At 61.3% G+C, this 20,134-nt stretch carries 22 protein-coding genes; 11 read left to right on the top strand and 11 right to left on the bottom strand.

Annotated features, from left to right (window positions below):
- Positions 1-70: 70 nt before the first annotated feature.
- The gene (locus QOV41_RS06120; protein WP_284580223.1) at positions 71-202 is read left to right on the top strand and encodes a hypothetical protein; all 132 of its coding nucleotides are present in this window, start codon (positions 71-73) and stop codon (positions 200-202) included.
- Here QOV41_RS06120 and QOV41_RS06115 read toward each other — a convergent pair.
- Positions 199-762, bottom strand: coding sequence for an HdeD family acid-resistance protein (locus tag QOV41_RS06115; RefSeq protein ID WP_284580221.1), 564 nt, complete (start codon positions 760-762; stop codon positions 199-201). The genes QOV41_RS06120 and QOV41_RS06115 overlap by 4 nt on opposite strands.
- Before the next feature lie 171 nt (positions 763-933).
- Here QOV41_RS06115 and QOV41_RS06110 point away from each other — a divergent pair, with 171 nt between their 5' ends.
- Positions 934-2,115 carry an MFS transporter gene (locus QOV41_RS06110; RefSeq protein ID WP_284580220.1) on the top strand — a complete coding sequence of 394 codons (1,182 nt, stop codon included), beginning with the start codon at positions 934-936 and terminating at the stop codon, positions 2,113-2,115.
- Between the two features lie 21 nt (positions 2,116-2,136).
- On the opposite strand, the gene QOV41_RS06105 is transcribed toward QOV41_RS06110, so the two are convergent.
- Positions 2,137-2,586 (bottom strand): GatB/YqeY domain-containing protein, encoded by a 450-nt coding sequence (locus tag QOV41_RS06105; RefSeq protein WP_284580218.1) that lies wholly within the window; start codon positions 2,584-2,586, stop codon positions 2,137-2,139.
- A 134-nt stretch (positions 2,587-2,720) separates the two neighbouring features.
- On the opposite strand from QOV41_RS06105, the gene carA reads away from it, so the two are divergent.
- The 3 genes from carA to QOV41_RS06090 are packed head-to-tail and all read left to right on the top strand — an operon-like array spanning position 2,721 to position 4,953.
- A complete protein-coding gene (gene carA, locus QOV41_RS06100) occupies positions 2,721-3,926 on the top strand; it encodes a glutamine-hydrolyzing carbamoyl-phosphate synthase small subunit (RefSeq protein WP_284580216.1) in 1,206 nt (401 codons plus the stop codon).
- 5 nt (positions 3,927-3,931) lie between these two features.
- Positions 3,932-4,651 carry an AzlC family ABC transporter permease gene (locus tag QOV41_RS06095; protein WP_284580215.1) on the top strand — a complete coding sequence of 240 codons (720 nt, stop codon included), beginning with the start codon at positions 3,932-3,934 and terminating at the stop codon, positions 4,649-4,651.
- A complete protein-coding gene (locus QOV41_RS06090) occupies positions 4,648-4,953 on the top strand; it encodes an AzlD family protein (protein ID WP_284580214.1) in 306 nt (101 codons plus the stop codon). The genes QOV41_RS06095 and QOV41_RS06090 overlap by 4 nt, the downstream gene beginning before the upstream one ends.
- Here the strand turns inward: QOV41_RS06090 and QOV41_RS06085 are convergent, their stop codons facing one another.
- Both QOV41_RS06085 and ypfJ read right to left on the bottom strand, forming a co-directional pair.
- The gene (locus QOV41_RS06085; RefSeq protein ID WP_284580212.1) at positions 4,954-5,457 is read right to left on the bottom strand and encodes a cupin domain-containing protein; all 504 of its coding nucleotides are present in this window, start codon (positions 5,455-5,457) and stop codon (positions 4,954-4,956) included. It lies immediately after the preceding gene.
- Entirely contained in the window at positions 5,457-6,392 is a 936-nt protein-coding gene (ypfJ, locus tag QOV41_RS06080; protein ID WP_284580210.1) for a KPN_02809 family neutral zinc metallopeptidase, read from the bottom strand. Before ypfJ ends, QOV41_RS06085 begins: the two co-directional genes overlap by 1 nt.
- Positions 6,393-6,670: 278 nt before the next feature.
- Between ypfJ and QOV41_RS06075 the strand changes: the two genes are divergently transcribed.
- Together QOV41_RS06075 and QOV41_RS06070 are read left to right on the top strand one after the other, a co-directional pair.
- A complete protein-coding gene (locus QOV41_RS06075; RefSeq protein ID WP_284580209.1) occupies positions 6,671-8,647 on the top strand; it encodes a bifunctional 2',3'-cyclic-nucleotide 2'-phosphodiesterase/3'-nucleotidase in 1,977 nt (658 codons plus the stop codon).
- A 53-nt stretch (positions 8,648-8,700) separates the two neighbouring features.
- Positions 8,701-9,417: a ribonuclease T2 gene (locus tag QOV41_RS06070; RefSeq protein WP_284580208.1), complete on the top strand. Its 717-nt coding sequence runs from the start codon at positions 8,701-8,703 to the stop codon at positions 9,415-9,417.
- A gap of 15 nt (positions 9,418-9,432) precedes the next feature.
- Here QOV41_RS06070 and QOV41_RS06065 read toward each other — a convergent pair whose 3' ends face one another.
- On the bottom strand, positions 9,433-9,879 hold the full coding sequence (locus QOV41_RS06065; protein WP_284580205.1) for a MarR family winged helix-turn-helix transcriptional regulator: 447 nt from the start codon (positions 9,877-9,879) through the stop codon (positions 9,433-9,435).
- 109 nt (positions 9,880-9,988) lie between these two features.
- Between QOV41_RS06065 and QOV41_RS06060 the strand changes: the two genes are divergently transcribed.
- Positions 9,989-10,423, top strand: a complete 435-nt coding sequence (locus QOV41_RS06060; RefSeq protein ID WP_284580204.1) for an organic hydroperoxide resistance protein — start codon at positions 9,989-9,991, stop codon at positions 10,421-10,423.
- 53 nt (positions 10,424-10,476) lie between these two features.
- Here QOV41_RS06060 and QOV41_RS06055 read toward each other — a convergent pair whose 3' ends face one another.
- Positions 10,477-10,680 (bottom strand): hypothetical protein, encoded by a 204-nt coding sequence (locus QOV41_RS06055; protein WP_284580202.1) that lies wholly within the window; start codon positions 10,678-10,680, stop codon positions 10,477-10,479.
- 104 nt (positions 10,681-10,784) lie between these two features.
- On the opposite strand from QOV41_RS06055, the gene QOV41_RS06050 reads away from it, so the two are divergent.
- A complete protein-coding gene (locus QOV41_RS06050) occupies positions 10,785-11,252 on the top strand; it encodes a GNAT family N-acetyltransferase (RefSeq protein ID WP_284580200.1) in 468 nt (155 codons plus the stop codon).
- Here QOV41_RS06050 and QOV41_RS06045 read toward each other — a convergent pair.
- Positions 11,249-12,085 carry an aldo/keto reductase gene (locus tag QOV41_RS06045; RefSeq protein WP_284580199.1) on the bottom strand — a complete coding sequence of 279 codons (837 nt, stop codon included), beginning with the start codon at positions 12,083-12,085 and terminating at the stop codon, positions 11,249-11,251. The two genes, QOV41_RS06050 and QOV41_RS06045, sit on opposite strands and share 4 nt — an antisense overlap.
- Positions 12,086-12,190: 105 nt before the next feature.
- Positions 12,191-12,364, bottom strand: a complete 174-nt coding sequence (locus QOV41_RS06040; protein WP_284580197.1) for a DUF1328 family protein — start codon at positions 12,362-12,364, stop codon at positions 12,191-12,193.
- A 19-nt stretch (positions 12,365-12,383) separates the two neighbouring features.
- Between QOV41_RS06040 and clpS the strand changes: the two genes are divergently transcribed.
- Positions 12,384-12,740: an ATP-dependent Clp protease adapter ClpS gene (gene clpS, locus QOV41_RS06035; RefSeq protein WP_284580196.1), complete on the top strand. Its 357-nt coding sequence runs from the start codon at positions 12,384-12,386 to the stop codon at positions 12,738-12,740.
- 6 nt (positions 12,741-12,746) lie between these two features.
- On the opposite strand, the gene QOV41_RS06030 is transcribed toward clpS, so the two are convergent.
- The 3 genes from QOV41_RS06030 to QOV41_RS06020 form a co-directional block, all read right to left on the bottom strand.
- Positions 12,747-13,667 carry a flagellar motor protein MotB gene (locus QOV41_RS06030; protein WP_284580195.1) on the bottom strand — a complete coding sequence of 307 codons (921 nt, stop codon included), beginning with the start codon at positions 13,665-13,667 and terminating at the stop codon, positions 12,747-12,749.
- 12 nt (positions 13,668-13,679) lie between these two features.
- Complete coding sequence (gene motA / locus QOV41_RS06025; protein ID WP_284580193.1) at positions 13,680-14,543, bottom strand: flagellar motor stator protein MotA; 864 nt, start codon at positions 14,541-14,543, stop codon at positions 13,680-13,682.
- Between the two features lie 143 nt (positions 14,544-14,686).
- A complete protein-coding gene (locus tag QOV41_RS06020) occupies positions 14,687-16,429 on the bottom strand; it encodes a sensor domain-containing diguanylate cyclase (RefSeq protein WP_284580192.1) in 1,743 nt (580 codons plus the stop codon).
- A gap of 297 nt (positions 16,430-16,726) precedes the next feature.
- Here QOV41_RS06020 and carB point away from each other — a divergent pair, with 297 nt between their 5' ends.
- Positions 16,727-20,038: a carbamoyl-phosphate synthase large subunit gene (gene carB / locus QOV41_RS06015; protein WP_284580191.1), complete on the top strand. Its 3,312-nt coding sequence runs from the start codon at positions 16,727-16,729 to the stop codon at positions 20,036-20,038.
- Positions 20,039-20,134 lie beyond the last annotated feature (96 nt).

Raw genomic sequence — 20,134 nt, 5'->3', positions numbered from 1 at the left:
ACTAAGCGCTCGTGGTGGCAGTGTCACCCGCCACGCACTTATCCACAGGGGTCCCAATTTGCGCCACAAGATGAGTCTGCGAACATTGCTGGCGCTGACGATTGTCCCCGCCATCCTGGTCGGCATCGTGCTCTGGCTGCTTGCAGACGCCATTCCTCAGCCTTCCCATCGGGCCTCGCCGGCCATCGAAGCGGAGCGCTAGGCAACCTTGCTGCGCTGGTAGAGCCGCCACGCCCAGCCAAACAATCCAAACGAGAAGATAACCAGCAGGACGCCCCCGATGATCATGGCCACCGCCGCACTCAAGAGGGGGAAGAACAGCAGCAAGAGGCCCAGCAGCACATAGGAGAGGCCCGAAAGCACCACGGGCCAAATACGGGCATATAGTTCACGCTCACGCGTGATCACCACGATCTGCATGACGCCGACGAGCAAGGCGGCAATGCCGACCATGGCGACGAGAAAGCTGACCGTGAATACCGTCGCCAGGAGCGGGCTGATCAGGATCACGATGCCCAGAACAAGCGACAAGGCATTGCTGACCACGTCGAACCAGTAATTGCCGCTCTTGCCGCCGCCAAAGGTCAGGCTCCAAAGCCCGAGCGCACCGTCGATGATCAAGAGGATGGCGCCAGCCAGCACCAGTACCGTCAGCGCGTCGGTCGGCCAGATGATCGCATAGAGCCCCGCCAACAGCATCAACAAGCCACGTAACGCCGTAGCCACTGCAAAGCGCTGCCGCGTTTCAGAACTTACCGTCATCTTGCCCTCCAGACTCGCAGTTCTGCGCCAAGGGTACTCCAAAAGGCGGCAAAGCCAAGCACGCCACTATAGCTAAGCTAAAGTGACGCAGCACTTTTCTGAATTGCAGCGTTAGCGAGGCTGTGCTTTGACACGCCCTCACGTGAGGCCGCTTCTTGTTGCGGTAAATCTATGCCCCTGCCCCTCCTGTCGCTGTTCCTGGCCGCTTTCGCATTCGGCACAGCCGAATTCGTCATCGCCGGCGTCTTGCCCGACGTCGCAGCCGGCCTCGATGTCTCTATCCCTGTTGCCGGTTACCTCGTCACCGGCTATGCCATCGGCATCGCTATCGGCGGGCCGCTGCTTGCCGTTGCCACCAAGAAGCTCTCACGCAAGGCGCTGATCCTGCTGCTGGGCGGCGTCTTCACCTTTGGCCAGGTATTGTGCGCCATCGCGCCTGATTTCGGGCTGCTGATGGCGGCACGCGTGCTCGTCTCGGTGGTTCACGGCACCTATTTCGGCATTGCTGCCATTGTGGCGGTTACCCTCGTGCCCAAGGACAAGCGCGGCTTTGCCGTGGCACTGATCCTCTCGGGCCTCACTGTCTCCAACATTCTGGGGGTGCCTGCGGGAACTGCCATCGGCAATGCCTTTGGCTGGCGCGCCACGTTCTGGGCAGTGGGTGCCCTTGGTCTGGTCGCCACGATTGCCATCGCACTGTTCCTGCCCGCCAAGGCCGGCGCTTCGGCGACCGCCGGCAGCTTCCTGCGCGAGTTCAAGGCGCTCGGACGCCAACAAATCGTCACCTCGCTGTTCATCGCCATCCTGGTGATGATCGGGCAATACAGCCTTTTCACCTACATCGCCCCGCTCCTCCTGGAGGTGACCCAACTTGATCCTGCAGCGCTGCCCTGGGTGCTGCTGCTCTATGGCGTGGGCTCCACCATCGGCGTGTTCATTGGCGGTCGGCTTGCCGATTGGAAACTCATGCCGTCGCTGATGGTGATCCTCTGCGCGCAGGCGATTTCCTTTGTCGCGCTCTATTTCGCCAGCCCCTACCCGATGGTCATGGCCGTCGCGGTCGTTGTCTGGGGCGGAGTCAATTTCGCCTTTGGCTCACCGCTTCAGTCACGAGTGCTGGCGTGGGCAGCCGATGCGCCGAACTTGGCTTCGGCCCTCATCCCTACCGGTTTCAATATCGGCATCGCCGCCGGCGCGATATTGGGCGCGACCCTGCTCGATAGCGGCTTCGGCTATCGCAACCTGCCGCTACTTGGGGCCGTGGCACTTGTCGGCGCATTTGCGATCGCCGTTCTGTCTTATGTGCTCGAGCAGCGCAGCGGCACGGCACCACCGGTGCCGGCCGCCGCCTGAGGAAAGCGCCTAGCCTGCCTGTCAGCTTAGTGCCGCGCGGACCTTGCCGCTGGCTTTGCCGAAGTCGATGCGCCCGGGATAATCGGCTTTGAGTTGAGCAATCACCTTGCCCATATCCTTGGGCCCTTCGGCGCCACTGGAGGTGATCGCTGCCTGGATAGCGGCGTTGACTTCCTCTTCGCTCAGCGCCTTGGGCAGGAACTCATTGAGGATATCGATCTCTTCCTTTTCGACCGTCGCCAAGTCCGCCCGGCCCGCCTGGGCGTAGATCGCGAAGCTCTCCTCGCGCTGCTTGACCATCTTCTGCACGATGGCGAGGATCTCGTCGTTAGTTGCCGGACCGCGATTCTCCTGCCGAATGGCGATGTCGCGATCTTTGATGGCCGAGTTGATCGAGCGCAGCGTCGCGGTGCGGCGCTGATCGCGCGCCTTGAGTGCCTGCTTTAGTCCTTCGCTGATCTGTTCGCGCATGGAACTGCCCCTGTTGTTCTGCATTATTCGCAGCCCATATAGGCACAAAGCGGTGTGAACGCTACTTGCGCGCCCGCGCCGGGGCTTCTAAGGAAAGCCCTCAACCACATCGACCGAACCCTTGGAGGCCCACCGTGACCGGCTGGCAGCAATCCCCCGCGACCGCCCTTCTGATCCTAGCTGACGGTACGCGCCTCGAGGGCCGCGGTATCGGCGCTGTCGGACATGCGGCGGGCGAAGTCTGCTTCAACACCGCCATGACGGGCTACCAGGAGGTGCTGACCGATCCCTCCTATGCCGGCCAGATCATTACCTTCACTTTCCCCCATATCGGCAATGTCGGCACTAACGATGAGGACATCGAGACGGTCAACATGGCCGCTCTTTCCGGCGTGCGCGGCGTGGTGCTCAAGGCCGACATCACCAACCCATCCAATTACCGGGCAGCCGAGAAGCTCGATGCTTGGCTGAAAAAGCGCAACATCATCGGCATCGCTGGCGTCGACACCCGTGCGCTGACCGCCCGCATCCGCGAGCACGGCATGCCCAATGGCGTCATTGCCCATGAGCCCACCGGCATGTTCGACGAAGGCTCGATTACAGCCGAACTGAACGCGTTCCCAGGGCTCGTGGGTCTCGATCTCGCTCAGGAAGTGACGACCGCCCAGACCTACCATTGGGACCAGACCGGCTGGAAATGGGACGAAGGCTATGGTCAGCTCGCCAATCCCGACTTCCACATCGTCGCCATCGACTACGGTGCCAAGCGCAACATCCTGCGCTGCCTTTCCGATCAGGGCGCCAAGGTGACGGTGGTGCCGGCAACCGCCACGGCCGAAGATGTCCTCGCTCACAATCCCGATGGCATCTTCCTCTCCAACGGTCCTGGCGACCCGGCGGCGACCGGCAAATATGCCGTGCCGACTATCCAGAAGCTGATGGAGACCGGCAAGCCGGTGTTCGGCATCTGCCTGGGCCACCAATTGCTTGGCCTCGCTCTTGGCGGCAAGACCTCCAAGATGCATCAGGGCCACCACGGCGCCAACCATCCGGTGAAGGACCTCACCACCGGCAAGGTAGAGATCACCTCGATGAACCATGGCTTCGCCGTGGACACCGACAGCCTGCCGCCGGGCATCACCCAGACGCATGTTTCGCTGTTCGATAATTCCAATGCCGGACTGAGCGTTGAGGGCAAGCCGATCTTCTCGGTGCAGTACCATCCCGAGGCGAGCCCCGGCCCGCGCGATAGCCACTATCTCTTCACCCGCTTCCTCAACCATGTGCGCGAACAAAAGGGCCTGCCCCAGCAGCCCGAGCACAAGGCGCCGGCCGCCTAGCGGCGATGCGCCGGAGCGAAGTACTAGAAGGCTTTAAGGGCGGTTTAATCATCGCCCTTTCTTCTGCGCCTTTTGCCGTGTTGTTTGGGACGGTCGCAGTTGACAACGGCCTGTCGGTCCTCGATGCCGCAATGATGAGCGCTTTTGTCTATGCCGGCGCCAGTCAGCTCGTGGGCATCGAGCTTTTCGGACAGCACGTCGCCCCTTGGCTGGTCGTGCTCTCGATTTTTGCCGTTAACTTCCGGCACATCCTCTATGGTGCGGCCATCACCCGCTTCATCACTCAGTTCTCGCCGGTGCAAAAGGCCATCGCCTTCTACCTGCTGATCGATCCGCAATTTGCCGAGGTCATCAAGCGGGGCGAGGCCGGGCGGCCGGTGACCTTCACCTGGTACCTGTCTTTTGCGGCGATCATCTACGTCCCCTGGGTGATTTTCAGCGTCGTCGGTGCCTGGTTCGGCAGCATGATCGGCGATCCGCGGGTGTGGGCGATTGACGTGCTCCTGCCCATCTATTTTCTGGGCCTAGTGGTCGGCTTCCGGAAGCGGCGCAACTTCTTTCCGGTGGTTATCGTCTCCATCGCGGCATCCGTCGCCGCTTATCACTTCGTCGGCTCGCCCTGGCATGTCAGCATTGGCGCCGCTGCCGGCGTACTGCTCGCCGCCCTGCTGCCCTTGCCCACGCCGCCTGCCGAAATCCGCGCCGAAGGGTCGCCGGTCCAATGAACGATATGGGCACTGTCTGGCTAATCCTTGCTGCGGCAGCGGCCACTTACCTGACGCGGGTGGGCGGCTATGTGCTCATCACCCGCATGCGCACCATCCCGCCGCGGCTCGAGGCGGCGCTGAATGCCGTTCCGGCTGCCGTGCTGACGACGCTGTTTGCGCCAGCCTTCTTCAATGGCGGGCTTGATATCAAGCTGGCGATGCTGACGGCACTGATCGTCAGCCTGCGCTATCCCGGCCTCGTCATGTTGGCCGCCGGCTGGGCCGCCGCGATGGGCTCACGCCACCTCCTGGGGCTCTAGTTAGCGCCACTTCTGGAGCAGCGCTCCCTCGGAGCCTTCGACCGGATCGGTTTCGGGGACAGGCACCTTGCTGATGGTCTCATCGGCCTTGGGACGCTCCCCCGGATTGCCCCGCAGCGTATTCCACTCCTCTTCCCCTGGTGGATAGGCGCCGACCACCATGAAGTCGGAACTGGCGAGGGCACGCTGATGCGCGACACCCGCCGGAATGACGACTGCATCGCCAGCTTCCAACCGTACATCCGCGCCGCTCGGGCCACCCAGCCGCAGCACGGCGTGACCTGCCGCTACGCCCAGGCATTCATGGCTGTTGGAATGATAGTGATGATAGTTGAAGACCGACCCCCGCCATTGCGGCGGCCAGCTGTTCTTCCGGAACAGCTCCTCGAAGGACTTGGGCCCGTCTCCACCAGTCGCTCCGCGATAGACAAGGACTGGCAATGGGCTGTTGGGAAAGACCCCATCATCGCTGAGCACCAATGTTTCGATCTGCTTGGCCGCCATTAGATACTCCCCGAAAAGGTATCACATTGGGCCGGATCGCCCGATTCGTACCCTCGTGCAAACCAGCGCTGGCGCTGCTCCGAGGTGCCATGATTGAAGGTCTTTGGCACCACGAAACCCTGGCTGCGCATCTGGAGGGCGTCGTCACCGATCTGCTCTGCTGCGTTCAGCGCCTCCTCGAAATCGCCAGCCTCCACGAGGTTCTGCTGACCGGCATAGTTCGCCCACACGCCCGCATAGCAGTCCGCCTGTAGCTCAATCCGCACGGAGTAGGCGTTGGCATCTTCCTGGCTGAGGCTCTGCCGCCGCGCATTAAACTCGGGCAGCACGCCCGTGATCTGCTGAATATGATGGCCCACCTCATGGGCCAGCACATAGGCTTGCGCGAAATCGCCGGGTGCGCCGAAACGATCGCGCAACTGATCGTAAAAGCTCAGGTCGATATACACCTGCTCGTCTGCCGGACAGTAAAAAGGTCCGGTCCGCGCATCGGCCATGCCGCATCCAGTGTTGGTGGCGCCGGTGAACAGGACTACGGTGGGTTCGGGGTAATCCTCGCCGGAGGCGGCAAAGACATCGGTCCAGAGATCCTCGGTTTCCTGGACCACTACGCCCACGAAGTCGCGCAGCTCACCCTGCTCGCCCGTAGTTGGAACCCGCTCGGAAGAGGAGATGGATGGGCTCGGCCCGGCCGCGCCGCCGGACAACATGTCGAGCGGGTTCTGACCTGTCAGCATCCAAACAATCCCGAGGATGACGATGATCCCCAGAATACCACCGATGCCGCCGCCGGTGCGGCGACCGCCCATGGGGATGCGCATTCCGCCACCACCGCGGCGACCGAACGGGCTCATTCCGAACCCGCCCATGCGACCACCACCGCGTCCCCGCCGATCTTCGATGTTGGAACTCTGCCGACGCCCACGCCACTTCATGCACATACCTCCTGGTCACGCGACCGTCAGCAACAAGGCACAGGCGCCGAGATCAGTTCCAGGTCCAACCACGCGGCACAGCAGTGTCACTGAACTGTCACAAATTGACCGCCTGGTAAAAATCTGCCTAGCTTCTACTCTCCGCCGTCATCAGAGCGTCATTTGGGAACGGCATGAGCATCTTTGCTCCCTCGGGAGTATCTGCGGGCCTTGCGCCCGTTCTGCCCGGGAGCGAGCCAAGCGCCCCCGGCGCCAATCACAGCTTCAGGGAGATCATCATGAATTTCATGCCCAAGATTTCGCGGCGCACCTTCCTTGCGGGTTCCGCAAGCATTGGCGCTATCGCCGCGATGCACCCCTTCGCCGCACTTGCCCAATCCAACCAGGCGCATCTGCGCATCATGGAAACGACCGACCTGCACGTCGCCGTTTTCCCCTATGACTATTATGCCGATGCCCCGAACGACACGATGGGCCTGGCGCGCACCGCCTCCATCATCGAATCGATCCGCGCCGAAGCCGGCAATTCGATGCTGTTCGACAACGGCGACATCATTCAGGGCAACCCGATGGGCGACTATATCGCCTATGAGAAGGGTCTCGATGGCAACGTCCACCCCATCATCGCAGCGATGAACACTCTGGGCTACGACGCCGCCACGCTGGGCAATCACGAGTTCAACTACGGCCTCGAATATCTCGACAAGGCACTCGACGGCGCGGAATTCCCCTTCGTCTCGGCTAACCTCGTGCGGGGCGAGTTGGCAGCCGATCCGCTGAGCGACGATACCTACATCCAGCCCTACCTCATCATCGACAAGGAACTGACCACTGGTGCTGGCGAAACCAAGACCATCAAGGTCGGCGTTATCGGTTTCCTCCCGCCCCAGATCATGACGTGGGACGCAACGCACCTCACCGGCAAGGTTGAAACGCGCGACATCGTCGAGACCGCCCGCGCCTACGTGCCCAAGATGCGCGAAGAAGGCGCCGATATCATCATCGCCCTGTCGCACTCCGGCATCGCCGCCGACCAGGGCGAAGGTGCTGAGAACGCGTCGCTGCAGTTGGCTGCCGTCGAGGGCATTGATGCCGTCCTGACCGGCCACCACCACCTCGTCTTCCCCGGCCCGGACTATGCTGACGTCGAAGGCGCCGACATCGAAGCGGGTACCCTCAACGGCACCCCCGCAGTCATGCCCGGCTTCTGGGGCTCGCATATGGGCCTGATCGACCTGCTGATCGAAGAGGATGCCGAGGGCAACTGGACCGTCGTCTCCCATACCTCCGAAGCCCGCCCGATCTCCGAGCGTGTCGACGGCACGGTCGTGGCACTGGTCGAGAATGAAGAAGAGGTCGCTGCAGCGGCCGAGGACGAACACCAGGAAACGCTGGACTACATCCGGCGTGCCGTTGGTGAAACCGCGGCACCGCTCCACTCCTACTTCGCGCTCGTGGCCGATGATCCGTCCGTCCAGATCGTCTCCCAGGCCCAGACCTGGTATATCGAGCAGATGATGAAGGGCACCGAGTGGGAGGGCCTTCCCGTGCTCTCGGCTGCCGCTCCGTTCAAGTCTGGCGGTCGCGGTGGCCCGGACTACTACACCGACGTGCCGGTTGGGCCGGTCGCCATCAAGAACGTGGCGGACCTCTACCTCTATCCCAACACCATCCAGGCGCTCGAAGTCAGCGGCGCTGACATCAAGAACTGGCTCGAGCGTTCCGCCGGTATCTTCAACCAGGTCGAGGCCGGTGCCACCGACGCCGACCTCATCAATCCCGACTTCCCGTCTTACAATTTCGACGTGATCGATGGCGTGACCTACAAGATCGATCTCACCCAGCCTTCCAAGTACTCCTCGGACGGCAAGGAAGAGATCAATCCCGACGCTAACCGCATCGTCGACCTGCAGTACAATGGCGAGCCGATCGATCCGGAGGCACGCTTTGTCGTCGCCTCTAATAACTACCGCGCCGGTGGTGGCGGCTCGTTCCCGGGGATCGGGTCGGACAAGATCATCTTCAAGGGTCCAGATACCAATCGCGACCTGATCGTCCGCTATATCGTGGAAAACGGCACCATCAACCCCAAGGCCGACAGCAACTGGTCCCTCGCTCCCATCGGCGACACCACCGTGCTGTTCGCCACTGGGCCCAAAGCCGAAGAGCACCTCGACGACGTCACCGCAGTTGACATCGAAGCGACTGGCGAAACCAACGAAGAGGGCTTTGGCATCTATCGCATCTCCCTCTAAAATCATGGGGCGGGCGGCGCTGGTGCCGCCCGCCACTCACCATTGGGATCATCATGCGGACGCTCCTCACCACGCATTGTTTCATTGCCTCCACCATGGCGGGCCAGGCGCAGGAGCGGACGCAATATGTCCTGGCGATCAGCTGGCAACCGGCCTTCTGCGAGACGCGCCCCGACCGCCCGGAGTGCGAAAGCCAGACCGAAGACCGCTTTGACGCGGCAAACTTCTCGCTTCATGGCCTCTGGCCGCAGCCCCGCTCGCGCGACTATTGCGGTGTCGATGCCCAAACCGTGCGGCGAGACGAAGCCGGAGATTGGGATCTGCTTCCCGAACCTGATCTCTCCCCTTCATTGCGAGAGGAGCTCGAGCAGGTAATGCCGGGGACCCAATCGGGATTGGACCGGCACGAATGGATCAAGCATGGCACCTGTTATGACGGAGATGCCGAAGAATACTATGCCGACTCTCTGGCCATGCTCGAAGCCATCAACGCCTCAGAAGTGGCTAGTCTCTTCGCGAGTGCAACGGGCAAAAGCCTGACGCAGGAGGACGTCCGGGCTGCCTTCGACGCCGCGTTCGGTGATGGCGCCGGAGAGCGCGTGCGCCTCGCTTGTGTCGATGACGGCAGCCGCCGCCTCATCAACGAACTCACCATCGGGCTCACCGGCGATATCAACAGGCCGGAGAGCTTTGCTGACCGCATCATGGATGCCCGGCCCACCGACGGGGGTTGCGACGCCGGCATCGTCGATCCGATTGGCCTGCAATAGCAAGCCCAAAGCGTTCTATTTCTTTTTTGGCTCGGCCGCGTCCAGCTGCTCGCGGAGGAGCGTTAGGCTCTCCCGCAGGCTATCGATAGCTTCCCGCTCGCGCCCAAGTGCTGATCCCACCGCGAGCGGTATCGCCTCCGCCTGCCCGCGCAATGCTCGACCCTCTTCGGTAAGAAAGACCCGGACCAGCCGTTCGTCTGCCTTGTCCCGTTCGCGCCGCAACAGGCCCCTGCCCTCGAGCCGCTTCACAAGGGGCGTAATCGTACCGCTGTCGAGGAACAATCTCTCGCCCAACGCTTTGACCGTCAGACCGTCCTGCTCCCACAGCACCAGAAAGACTAGATACTGCGGGTAGGTCAGTCCCAGACCGTCCAGCCTCGGCTTATAGAAGCGCGTAAAAGCATGCCCCGCCGCATAGACGGCAAAGCAGAGCATGGAGTCGAGTTTCAGCGGGTCGGTCATCGCTGCGTTCCACCAACTGGTCAGGCAAGAAATATATTGCACACAATTGAATTGTGAGCTAGAGAAAATTGCATTCCGACGTTCCCAACTTCAGCAGCGAGACAAGACCATGATCAAGTCACCCGTCTACACCGCCCATGCCAGCACGACCGGCGGCCGCACCGGCACCAGCGCGACCGATGACGGCCGGTTGTCCGTCACGCTCGACACTCCCAAGGAAATGGGCGGCAATGGTGGACCCGGCACCAATCCCGAACAGCTCTTCGCGGCCGGTTACTCGGCCTGCTTCCTAGGCGCGATCAAGGCCGTCGCTCGTGGCGAGAAGGTCACCATTCCCGACGATGCCAAGATCGACGCCTCCGTCTCCTTCGGCGAGAACGCCAATCAAGGCGGCAAAGGCTTCAATATCGCAGTGGAGTTAAAGGTCACCGTGCCCGGTATGGACCGCGCTCAGGTCCAAGACCTCGTCGAAAAGGCCCATCAGGTCTGTCCCTATTCCAACGCTACCCGCGGCAATATCGATGTTGCCCTGAGCGTGGGCTGAACGAAAAACGGGCGCTCCAAGGAGCGCCCGTTCCGACTTGGCCTTCGGAGGGTCTATTGCCCGTCCGGCGCGACGTCCACGCTGACGGCTGGGACGTCGACATCAAGTGTCCCGCCCCCGCCACCAGCGTTGTTGAAAAAGACCAAATAGGCGATGGCAATCACTGCCACGGCCACGACGATGCCGATGATCACGCCACCAGCGCTGCTGCCACCATCGCGATCAACGATCACCGTCTCACGCTCTCGGATAGCCATGATATTGTTCTCCGTCCTTTGATGATGCTCACAACGACTTGATCTGGAGCCGAGTTCCTCCCATCAGATCGGAACGCTGATTGTCGTTAACGCGGGAGCCGCTGATGACCACTCTGACTTTTCGCGACGCCCATCCAGACGATATTCCCACTCTGGTGCGGCTGAGCCACGAGGGCGACGCGCGCGGAAAAGATACGCCGCCGCTTGATCCGGCAACGCTCACGGATGTCCGCTACCGCGCCGCCTTGGACGAGATCGCAGCAGATCCCGCGCACCGGTTGATCGCGGTGGAGCGTGCCGGTGAGGTCATCGGCACCCTGCAGTTGAGCTTTATTCCCGGGCTGCCCAATTTCGGCATGAAACGCGGCATCATCGAGAATGTGCACATCCGGCCAGACTGCCGCGCCCATGGCTACGGCTCGCAAATGATGCAGTGGGCCATCGAGCGTTGCCGCGAGGCGGGCTGCGGCATGGTGCAACTCACCTCCAACAAGGTGCGGATCGAAGCCCACCGCTTCTACGAGCGACTAGGCTTCAGCAAGACCCATGAAGGTTTCAAGCTCCGGTTCTAGAACGGCCGGTTCATCTCGTTAGGATGGCTGCCGATCTTTCCATCTGTTTTGTCGAGCTTGGCAATCTTGCTGAGATCGTCCTTATCAAGCTCAAAGGCGAACACATCGAAATTGCTGCGGATGCGTTCCGGGTTTGAGGATTTAGGGATAACGATCAGTCCTTCCTGGATCTGCCAGCGGATCATCACCTGCGCTGGCGAAACGCCATGTTTGCGGGCGATGTCGCCGATAGCGGGGTTTTCCAGCAAGGCACCGCTGCCCAGCGGACTATAACTCTCGATGGCGATCTGGTGCCGCTGGTGGAAGTCGCGCACGTCTTGCTGCTGGTACTCGGGATGCAGTTCGATCTGGTTGACCGCCGGCGCTACCCCGGTCTCATCGATAATCTTGTCCAGGTGCTCGGGCAGGAAGTTCGAAACGCCGATGGAGCGGACCCGCCCTTCTTTCTGCAGGTGCACAAAAGCCTTCCAGGCCTCGTGATACTTGTTTTGCGCCGGTGTCGGCCAGTGGATCAAGAAGAGGTCGAGATAGTTGAGCCCCATCCGCTGCAGGGCATCCTCGAAGGAGCGTATAGCATCGTCATAGCTCTGCTGGCTGGTGCGCAGCTTGGAGGTGATGAAGATTTCCTCGCGCGGCACCGCGCTGTTGCGGATCGCGCGCCCCACCCCCTCCTCATTACCGTAGATTTGCGCCGTATCGATGGACCGGTAGCCGGTTTCGAGCGCCACCTGCACGGCGCGGACGACCTCGTCATTGCCAACTTGCCATACCCCAAAACCGAGCTGGGGAATGTTGCGCTCGTCATTGAGTGCGACGGTTGGAACCTGCGCCATACGAAACTCTCCTGATGATCAAATATCGTGAAATAACGAATGCCGCGCGAACCGGTTCACCGTCACCAGTTGCGGGCAAAGCGGCGACACGCGGACAAAAAGCCTCTAAAATATGATGGCTAGGCCCATAAAGCCGAGCAGCAGGATCAGCACGATGCCAATCAGCATGATGCCGAAGATAACCTTGGCAAGCGTTGCTGCGCCTGCGGCAATCCCGGTGAAGCCCAGGGCTCCCGCAATCAGAGCGATAATGATGAGTGTGATAAGCAGACCAAGCATAAGGCACCTTGACGCTAAGATGCTGCTCGAACGCATCTTGCGCGCCAGCCGTTCCGCCATCCGCTCGGCAGGGCCCCAGAGTGACACCAAGCCACGCAGCGCCACGGTGACAAAGCCAGCTAGGCCGCCGCTGCACAAGGTTATCCTCGTCAACGATGACTTCACGCCGCGCGATTTCGTGGTCCGCCTGCTCAAGGCCGAGTTCCGCGTGTCCGAGGCGCAGGCACAGGTGATCATGCTGACCGCCCACACCAAGGGATCATGCGTGGTCGCCGTGTTCACCCGAGAGATCGCCGAGGAGAAGGCCAACCGCGCAACCGAGTTCGCCCGCAATCATGGCTACCCCCTGCTCTTCACCACTGAGCCGGAGGAATAAAGCTATCTAGGGCGCCATTCCCGGCGGCACTGGCGGCGCTTCATACAACACCGTGATCTTGATACGCTCATTGGCGGCCATATAGGGGTCATTTGGAAAAAACGGCTCGTTGGTAGCATGCCCGACAACCGAGCTCACTTTGCCCTCGTTGAGACCGAACTCGCCGAGCAGCGTGCGAACCACATTGGCCCGGTCGCTGGAAAGCTCCCACGAACCATAACGGGGATTGCTGTAGGTTGCCCCGGCAGCGGTGTGCCCCGAGATGGCGATCTGGTTGGGGAGCTTTTGCAGGATCGGTGCAATGGCAGCGATTGCCATGCGCGTCACCTCGAAGGGGTATTTGGACCCTTCGGGGAACATCGCGCGACCTTCCTGATCGATTAGCTGAATATTGAGCCCGTCTTTGGTCTCTTCAACGATCAGATTGTCAGCAATCTCGGCGATGCTGGGCATGGCCTGCCAAGCCTGGCGGATACTGGCCGCAGCACTGTGGAACGCCTGATCGTCTTGGGATTTGCGCTCATTGCTCGATTTGCCCGCGGCAGCATCATTCTGCCCAGCCTTGCCCTCGATGCTACCCGTCCCCGGCGTCGTAGAACTCAGCTCGGTGCTTTCAGGCGCAGCCGAGACGTCCTGCTTGGCATCGACGGTGGAGCCAGCCATCTTGGCCCCGGCAGTGCCCATGGCCGCGCCCGCCATCATGCCCCCCGAACCGCTGGTGGTAAGGGTAGTATTGGGTGGCGCGAAATAGTCCGACAAGCCTTCCTTCTGCTCGGGCGTGGTCATGCTGATCAGCCAAAGCAGGAGAAAAAACGCCATCATCGCGGTTACGAAGTCCGCGTAAGCGATCTTCCAGGCGCCACCATGATGAGCATGGCCGCCCTTTTTGACCTTCTTGATGATGATCGGCTGGTTGTTGAGGGCCATAGGTTGGGGTTTTTAGGTCGCGGCCGGCAGGGCTGCGGTGGCCGCATCGACCTCGGCAAAGGTCGGCCGATCCTCGGACATGACCGCCTTGCGGGCAAACTCCACAGCCATGACGGGCACTTGCCCCGACATATGGGCAAGGAGGCCCGCCTTCATCGACAGGAAGTACTTGGACTCCTGTTCAAAGGTGCTGCGCAGCGATTGTGCCATGGGACCAAAGAAGCCGTAAGCTACGAACACGCCGAGGAACGTTCCCACTAGTGCGCCGCCGATAAGATGGCCCAGGACCTCAGGAGGCTCGCTGATGGCACCCATGGTCTTGATCACACCCAGCACGGCCGCGACGATGCCCAGAGCCGGCGTACCGTCTGCTAGCGCCTGTACCGCGCTCACCAGACGCTCCTGTTCCTGGTGATGCGTTTCCAGTTCCTCGTCCATCAAGGCTTCCATCTCGTGGACATTGTTGGAGCCCAGCGTCACCATGCGGAGATAGTCGCACATGAATTCCACTGCATGGTGGTTCTTGGCGAAAGTGGGGAAGCGGTTGAAGAGCTGGGAATTGTGGGGATCTTCAATATGCGGCTCGAGCGCCAGCACACCCTTTGCCTGGACCAGCTTGTAAAGGGTGAACTGCAGGCTCAGCAATTCGAGGTAAGCCGCCTTGTTGTATTTGCTGCCCTTAAAGAGAATGCCGAACACGCCCAGCGACTGCTTGAGCACCGGCCCGCTATTAGCGATTACATAGGCGCCCAATGCGGCACCTAGGATAATCACCCCTTCAAAAGGCTGCCACAGCACTTCGATATGGCCACCCATGGCCATGTAACCGCCCAGCACGCAGGCAAAAACAAGAACAATACCGATAATGAGGCGCATGCGTCTCGAAACCCATTCTGGATAGGCGGTGCATAGGAGGCGCCGCCGGAAAGCCTATTCGATCCAGCGCTAGTATCGGGTCCCCGGCTTAACGGGCGGTGTATTGTGGCAGGGGAAAGTTCAACACGGCCAGCAAAGTGACCTTAGGCAGCGTTGCTGGCGTCGGTGTTATTCCATTCGGCAACCACGCGATTACGACCCATTGCCTTGGCGCCGTAGAGTGCGCGATCGGCGCGTTCCACAGCGTCGCCAGTATCGCGGTCCGACATGCTGACTATGGCCACACCGATCGAGACCGTGACGTGAACGGGTGACCCGCGATAGTCTACCGGGGTATCGGCGATCTGCCGCCGCATTCGCTCTGCAAGGCTCCAGGCAGTGGGCGGATCCACCTCGCGCAACATGACGACAAACTCTTCTCCCCCAAAGCGCGCGAGCTTGTCAGTAGTGCGTATAGCCGCTCCCACCTGGGCTCCCACAGCCTTGATGACTTCGTCGCCGGCGGCGTGCCCCCAAGTGTCGTTGATGCGCTTGAAGTAGTCGATGTCTATCATCAGGACGGCAACACCACGCTTGTAGCGACGGAAATGTTGGTACGCGTCCTCCGCGAAGACATTGAAGGCGCGCCGGTTAAGCAGTCCAGTCAAGGCATCGGTGTCGGCCAGGCGACGCATTTCGCTCAGATCCTCGCCGAGACGACGGGTTTTTTCTTCCATTCGCGTCGTGGCATCTGCGGCCGCGCGGCGTGCAACCTCGCCCTCTTGTTCAGCCACTCCTAGTCGGCGCATTAGCGCTCGAATGGAAGTGGAAAGATGCACCAGCTCCAAAGAGCCGCCAACGCGGCTGATCCTGGCGTCGGCACTGCGGCCAATCTGATCCACTTCGGCCGACAACTTGCTCAACGAGCCAAGCATTGTGCCGGAAAGCAAAGCCACGACCAATGCGCCAGCAAGCGCAATCATCGATCCAGCTTGCAAAATTTGGCTCGTCAGCTCCTGGCTGTTCGCCATTGCCGTGCTCTCTGGCTGCGCGGCAACCGCGATCCAACCGAGGCCAGGATACTCAAGGTAACCCGTAGTGACAGCAGCGGTGATGAATACCCCCTGCTCGGCGTCGTACAGCGCCTCTCCCGACCGCAGTCGAGCGAGACCTTCAGCATCGAAAGGCACCGAGCCGAACCGAGAACCCGTCAGTGCTTCTCCAGCACTGTCTACGATCCAGACGTCGAGCATGCGCTCCTCGGGTATGTGCATAAGCAAGCTGCGCATCGTGGCCTGCGAAAATGACCAGCTCAGATGGGCGCCGAGCACACCGACGATCTGCCCGGACTCGTCGCGAACCGGGACGGCAACGTCGACAAAGCGGAACGGCTGGCCGTCGGCACTTGCACCCAGGAGTTCAGACAAGAGTTTGGCGTCATGCACGTCCTTCACGGTGGGCCCCGTGCTGCCATCGATGAACCATGGCCGCTCCGCCACGGAGACGCCTTCAAGATGCCCGTTAGTTGCAGCAACCACGGTGCCATCGAGGCTGGCGTAGCCAATCCATGAATAGTCCGGATAAGTCTGCTGCATCTGCTCGAGCACCGCGCGGACGGCATCTGGCTCTGAGGTCCACATCTGCTTGAGTGGCGGCAGGGCTGCAATGTTGCGAACTTCCCGATAGCGTTCGAACATGCGGTAGTCCAACTGGTCGGCAAGTTCGCTGGCGACAGCGCTTAATCTTTCTTGCGCAGCTTCCCGGCCTTGGCTGCGTGCAGCGTTCGCCGTCACTGCGGCCGAGACCATGACGAGAACAAGGCACAACAATCCGGCGATGGCCGCTAGCTGCACCCGCAGTGAGATGCGTTCCCGCAAAGCTGTGATTATCCGGTAGGGCCGTGCCATCTATCTGTCTCCGCCAATCAGAGGAGCCTAAACAGCAAATCCCAAAAATGTGCTTCGCAGCTTAGTTAGCGCAATCTAAGCGAACAGTACGCAATCCCGCGCTACGGGCGTTTGCCTCCACAACTGAGGCATGCTCACCCCTTCCCTTCCCCGCTCTTCTCGTCTAGACAGCCGGCTTAACCACCCCGTCCGAGCCTTTCCCCGCGCCGCAGCGCTCAGTTGCCGCGCGGTTTCGCGCGGGCCGAGTGCTGTCCGGGCGAATCTCGTCGCCCGCCACGTTAAGAGAGCGAGCCTGAGATGCCCAAACGTACCGACATCAAATCGATCCTCATCATCGGTGCGGGCCCGATCATTATCGGGCAGGCCTGCGAGTTCGACTATTCCGGTACGCAGGCTTGCAAGGCGCTCAAGGACGAGGGCTACCGCATCATCCTGGTGAACTCCAATCCGGCGACGATCATGACCGATCCGGATCTGGCGCACGCCACCTATGTCGAGCCGATCACGCCCGAAGTGGTCGCCAAGATCATCGAAAAGGAGCGCCCCGACGCTCTCCTCCCCACTATGGGGGGCCAAACGGCACTGAACTGCGCGCTTTCGCTGCGCAAGATGGGTGTGCTCGAAAAATTCGGCGTCGAGATGATCGGCGCCACTGCCGAAGCAATCGACAAGGCCGAGGATCGCGAACTCTTCCGCGATGCCATGAAGAAGATTGGGCTCGAAACGCCCCGCTCCATGCTCGCGCACAACACCATCGAGGCCCTTCAGGCGCTCGAAGTCATCGGCCTGCCATGCATCATTCGCCCCAGCTTCACCTTGGGCGGCACCGGCGGCGGCATTGCCTACAACCGCGAGGAATATCTCGCGATCTGTGAAAGCGGCATCGACGCTTCGCCAACCAACGAAGTGCTGGTTGAAGAAAGCGTGCTCGGCTGGAAAGAGTACGAAATGGAGGTTGTCCGCGACAAGAAGGACAACTGCATCATTGTTTGCTCGATCGAGAACATCGACCCGATGGGCGTCCATACCGGCGATTCCATCACGGTGGCCCCGGCCCTGACGCTGACTGACAAGGAATACCAGATCATGCGCGACGCCTCCTTGGCGGTGCTGCGCGAGATTGGCGTGGAAACCGGCGGCTCCAACGTACAGTTCGGCGTCAATCCGGCCGATGGCCGCATGGTTGTCATCGAGATGAACCCGCGCGTGTCGCGCTCCTCGGCGCTCGCGTCTAAAGCCACGGGCTTCCCCATCGCCAAGGTCGCGGCGCGTCTGGCAGTCGGCTATACGCTGGACGAACTGGAAAACGACATCACCGGTGGCGCCACCCCCGCCTCCTTCGAGCCCACCATCGATTACGTCGTCACCAAGATCCCGCGCTTCGCCTTCGAGAAGTTCCCCGGCGCCGACAACAGGCTCACCACTTCAATGAAGTCTGTGGGCGAGGCCATGGCGATCGGCCGCACGTTCCAGGAATCGCTCCAGAAGGCCCTTCGGTCGCTCGAAACCGGCCTCAACGGTCTAAATGAGATCGGCATCCCCGGCCTCGGCGAGGGCGACGACAAGAACGCCATCCGCGCCGCCATCGGCACACCCACGCCGCAGCGCCTCCTCTATGTCGCCGAAGCAATGCGCCTGGGTCTGTCGCTAGAAGACATCTTCGACGCCTGCAAGATCGACCCCTGGTTCCTCGAGCAGATGCAGGGCATCGTCGACACCGAGCAGAAGGTGCGCCAGTTTGGCCTGCCGCAGGACGCCGCAATCCTGCGCTCGCTCAAGGCCATGGGCTTCTCCGATGCGCGTCTGGCGCAACTGGCCAATTGCAAGCCGTCCGATGTGCGCAAGCTACGCCATAGCCTTGGCGTCCGCCCGGTCTTCAAGCGCATCGATACTTCGGCGGCCGAGTTCGCCTCGCCCACCGCCTATATGTATTCGACCTACGAGGCTCCCTTCGCCGGCGAGCCCGAAGACGAGGCGCGTCCATCCGATCGCAAGAAGGTTGTCATTCTCGGCGGCGGGCCCAACCGCATCGGCCAGGGCATCGAGTTCGACTATTGCTGCTGCCATGCGGCCTTCGCGCTGGCCGATGCCGGCTACGAGACCATCATGGTCAACTGCAACCCCGAAACGGTCTCGACCGACTACGACACTTCTGACCGGCTCTACTTTGAGCCGCTGACCGAAGAAGACGTCATCGAAATCCTTACCACCGAAAAGCAGGCCGGCACCCTGCACGGCGTCATCGTGCAGTTCGGCGGCCAGACCCCGCTCAACCTGGCCGAGGCGGTGCAGAAGGCGGGCGTGCCGATCCTGGGCACGCAGCCCGACGCCATCGACCTCGCCGAAGACCGGGACCTCTTCTCCAAGCTTCTCAACAAGCTTGAGCTGACCCAGCCCAAGAACGGCATCGCCTATTCCTTGGAACAGGCGCGGCTCGTGGCCGAACGTCTGGGCTATCCGCTGGTGATCCGCCCCTCCTATGTGCTGGGCGGCCGCGCCATGGCTATCGTGCACTCAGCCAACGAGTTCGAGCGCTATGTCCAGGATACGCTAACCGGCCTTGTGCCACCGGAAATCCTCAGCCGCTACCCCAACGACAAGACCGGGCAGATCAATTCGGTCCTCTCCGACAATCCGCTCTTGTTTGATGCCTATCTCTCCGGCGCGACCGAGATCGATGTCGATGCTCTCTGCGACGGCAAGGACGTTTTCGTCGCGGGCATCATGGAGCATATCGAGGAAGCGGGCATCCATTCGGGTGACTCGGCTTGCTCCCTACCCCCGCAAAACCTCTCGCCCGAGATCATCGCCGAACTCAAGCGGCAGACGGCAGAGCTCGCCTTTGCGCTCAAGGTCGGCGGCCTGATGAACGTGCAGTATGCACTCAAGGACGGCGTGATCTACCTGCTCGAGGTCAATCCGCGCGCCAGCCGCACGGTGCCCTTCGTGGCTAAGGTGATCGGCCAGCCCATCGCTAAGATCGCCAGCCGCATCATGGCGGGCGAGAGCCTTGCCAGCTTCAATCTCGTTGAACGCGAGCTCAAGCATGTCGCGGTCAAGGAAGCGGTCTTCCCCTTCAGCCGCTTCCCCGGCGTCGACACTGTGCTTGGCCCCGAGATGAAATCGACCGGCGAGGTGATCGGCCTCGACACCAACTTTGCCATTGCTTTTGCCAAATCGCAGATGGGTGCCGGCTCCAAGGTCCCGACCTCGGGCGCCGCCTTCATCTCCGTGCGCGACGAGGACAAGGCGACGATCATCGACATGGCCCGTCACCTCGAGGAAGCTGGCTTCACCATTCTTGCGACCGGCGGCACGGCCCGCTACCTGATCGAGAACGGCATCGCCGCCACCAAGATCAACAAGGTGCTTGAAGGCCGGCCGCACATCGTTGACTCCATGAAAAATGGCGGCGTGCAGCTGGTGATCAACACCACCGACGGCATGAAGGCGATCAGCGACAGCCGCGACATCCGGCGCACGGCCCTGCTGTCAAAGATCCCCTACTACACCACCATCGACGGCGCCCTTGCCGCCGTGGAGGGCATTGTCGCTCTTAAGCAAGGCAGCCTACAGGTTCGCCCGCTCCAGAGCTACTTCGCCGATTAGGCTCGACAGATCCGCCTCCGCCACCTGGCGCGAGGCGGATTGACTATTTCCCGCTTTGCGCGGATCATTCGCCACCATGATGATGATCAAGAGCCA

The organism is Devosia sp. RR2S18 (genome assembly GCF_030177755.1).
In the GTDB taxonomy this organism is placed as follows: Bacteria; Pseudomonadota; Alphaproteobacteria; order Rhizobiales; family Devosiaceae; genus Devosia; species Devosia rhizosphaerae.
The sequence above is the reverse complement of the archived record's forward strand: the minus strand, read 5'-3'. Positions and strand labels throughout refer to the sequence as shown.

Coding starts and splice junctions, on each gene's coding strand:
- QOV41_RS06120 (WP_284580223.1), top strand. CDS start 71: ATGAGTCTGCGAACATTGCTGGCGCTGACGATTGTCCCCGCCATCCTG.
- QOV41_RS06115 (WP_284580221.1), bottom strand. CDS start 762: ATGACGGTAAGTTCTGAAACGCGGCAGCGCTTTGCAGTGGCTACGGCG.
- QOV41_RS06110 (WP_284580220.1), top strand. CDS start 934: ATGCCCCTGCCCCTCCTGTCGCTGTTCCTGGCCGCTTTCGCATTCGGC.
- QOV41_RS06105 (WP_284580218.1), bottom strand. CDS start 2,586: ATGCGCGAACAGATCAGCGAAGGACTAAAGCAGGCACTCAAGGCGCGC.
- QOV41_RS06095 (WP_284580215.1), top strand. CDS start 3,932: ATGCGCCGGAGCGAAGTACTAGAAGGCTTTAAGGGCGGTTTAATCATC.
- QOV41_RS06090 (WP_284580214.1), top strand. CDS start 4,648: ATGAACGATATGGGCACTGTCTGGCTAATCCTTGCTGCGGCAGCGGCC.
- QOV41_RS06085 (WP_284580212.1), bottom strand. CDS start 5,457: ATGGCGGCCAAGCAGATCGAAACATTGGTGCTCAGCGATGATGGGGTC.
- ypfJ (WP_284580210.1), bottom strand. CDS start 6,392: ATGAAGTGGCGTGGGCGTCGGCAGAGTTCCAACATCGAAGATCGGCGG.
- QOV41_RS06075 (WP_284580209.1), top strand. CDS start 6,671: ATGAATTTCATGCCCAAGATTTCGCGGCGCACCTTCCTTGCGGGTTCC.
- QOV41_RS06070 (WP_284580208.1), top strand. CDS start 8,701: ATGCGGACGCTCCTCACCACGCATTGTTTCATTGCCTCCACCATGGCG.
- QOV41_RS06065 (WP_284580205.1), bottom strand. CDS start 9,879: ATGACCGACCCGCTGAAACTCGACTCCATGCTCTGCTTTGCCGTCTAT.
- QOV41_RS06060 (WP_284580204.1), top strand. CDS start 9,989: ATGATCAAGTCACCCGTCTACACCGCCCATGCCAGCACGACCGGCGGC.
- QOV41_RS06055 (WP_284580202.1), bottom strand. CDS start 10,680: ATGGCTATCCGAGAGCGTGAGACGGTGATCGTTGATCGCGATGGTGGC.
- QOV41_RS06050 (WP_284580200.1), top strand. CDS start 10,785: ATGACCACTCTGACTTTTCGCGACGCCCATCCAGACGATATTCCCACT.
- QOV41_RS06045 (WP_284580199.1), bottom strand. CDS start 12,085: ATGGCGCAGGTTCCAACCGTCGCACTCAATGACGAGCGCAACATTCCC.
- QOV41_RS06040 (WP_284580197.1), bottom strand. CDS start 12,364: ATGCTTGGTCTGCTTATCACACTCATCATTATCGCTCTGATTGCGGGA.
- clpS (WP_284580196.1), top strand. CDS start 12,384: ATGCTGCTCGAACGCATCTTGCGCGCCAGCCGTTCCGCCATCCGCTCG.
- QOV41_RS06030 (WP_284580195.1), bottom strand. CDS start 13,667: ATGGCCCTCAACAACCAGCCGATCATCATCAAGAAGGTCAAAAAGGGC.
- motA (WP_284580193.1), bottom strand. CDS start 14,543: ATGCGCCTCATTATCGGTATTGTTCTTGTTTTTGCCTGCGTGCTGGGC.
- QOV41_RS06020 (WP_284580192.1), bottom strand. CDS start 16,429: ATGGCACGGCCCTACCGGATAATCACAGCTTTGCGGGAACGCATCTCA.
- carB (WP_284580191.1), top strand. CDS start 16,727: ATGCCCAAACGTACCGACATCAAATCGATCCTCATCATCGGTGCGGGC.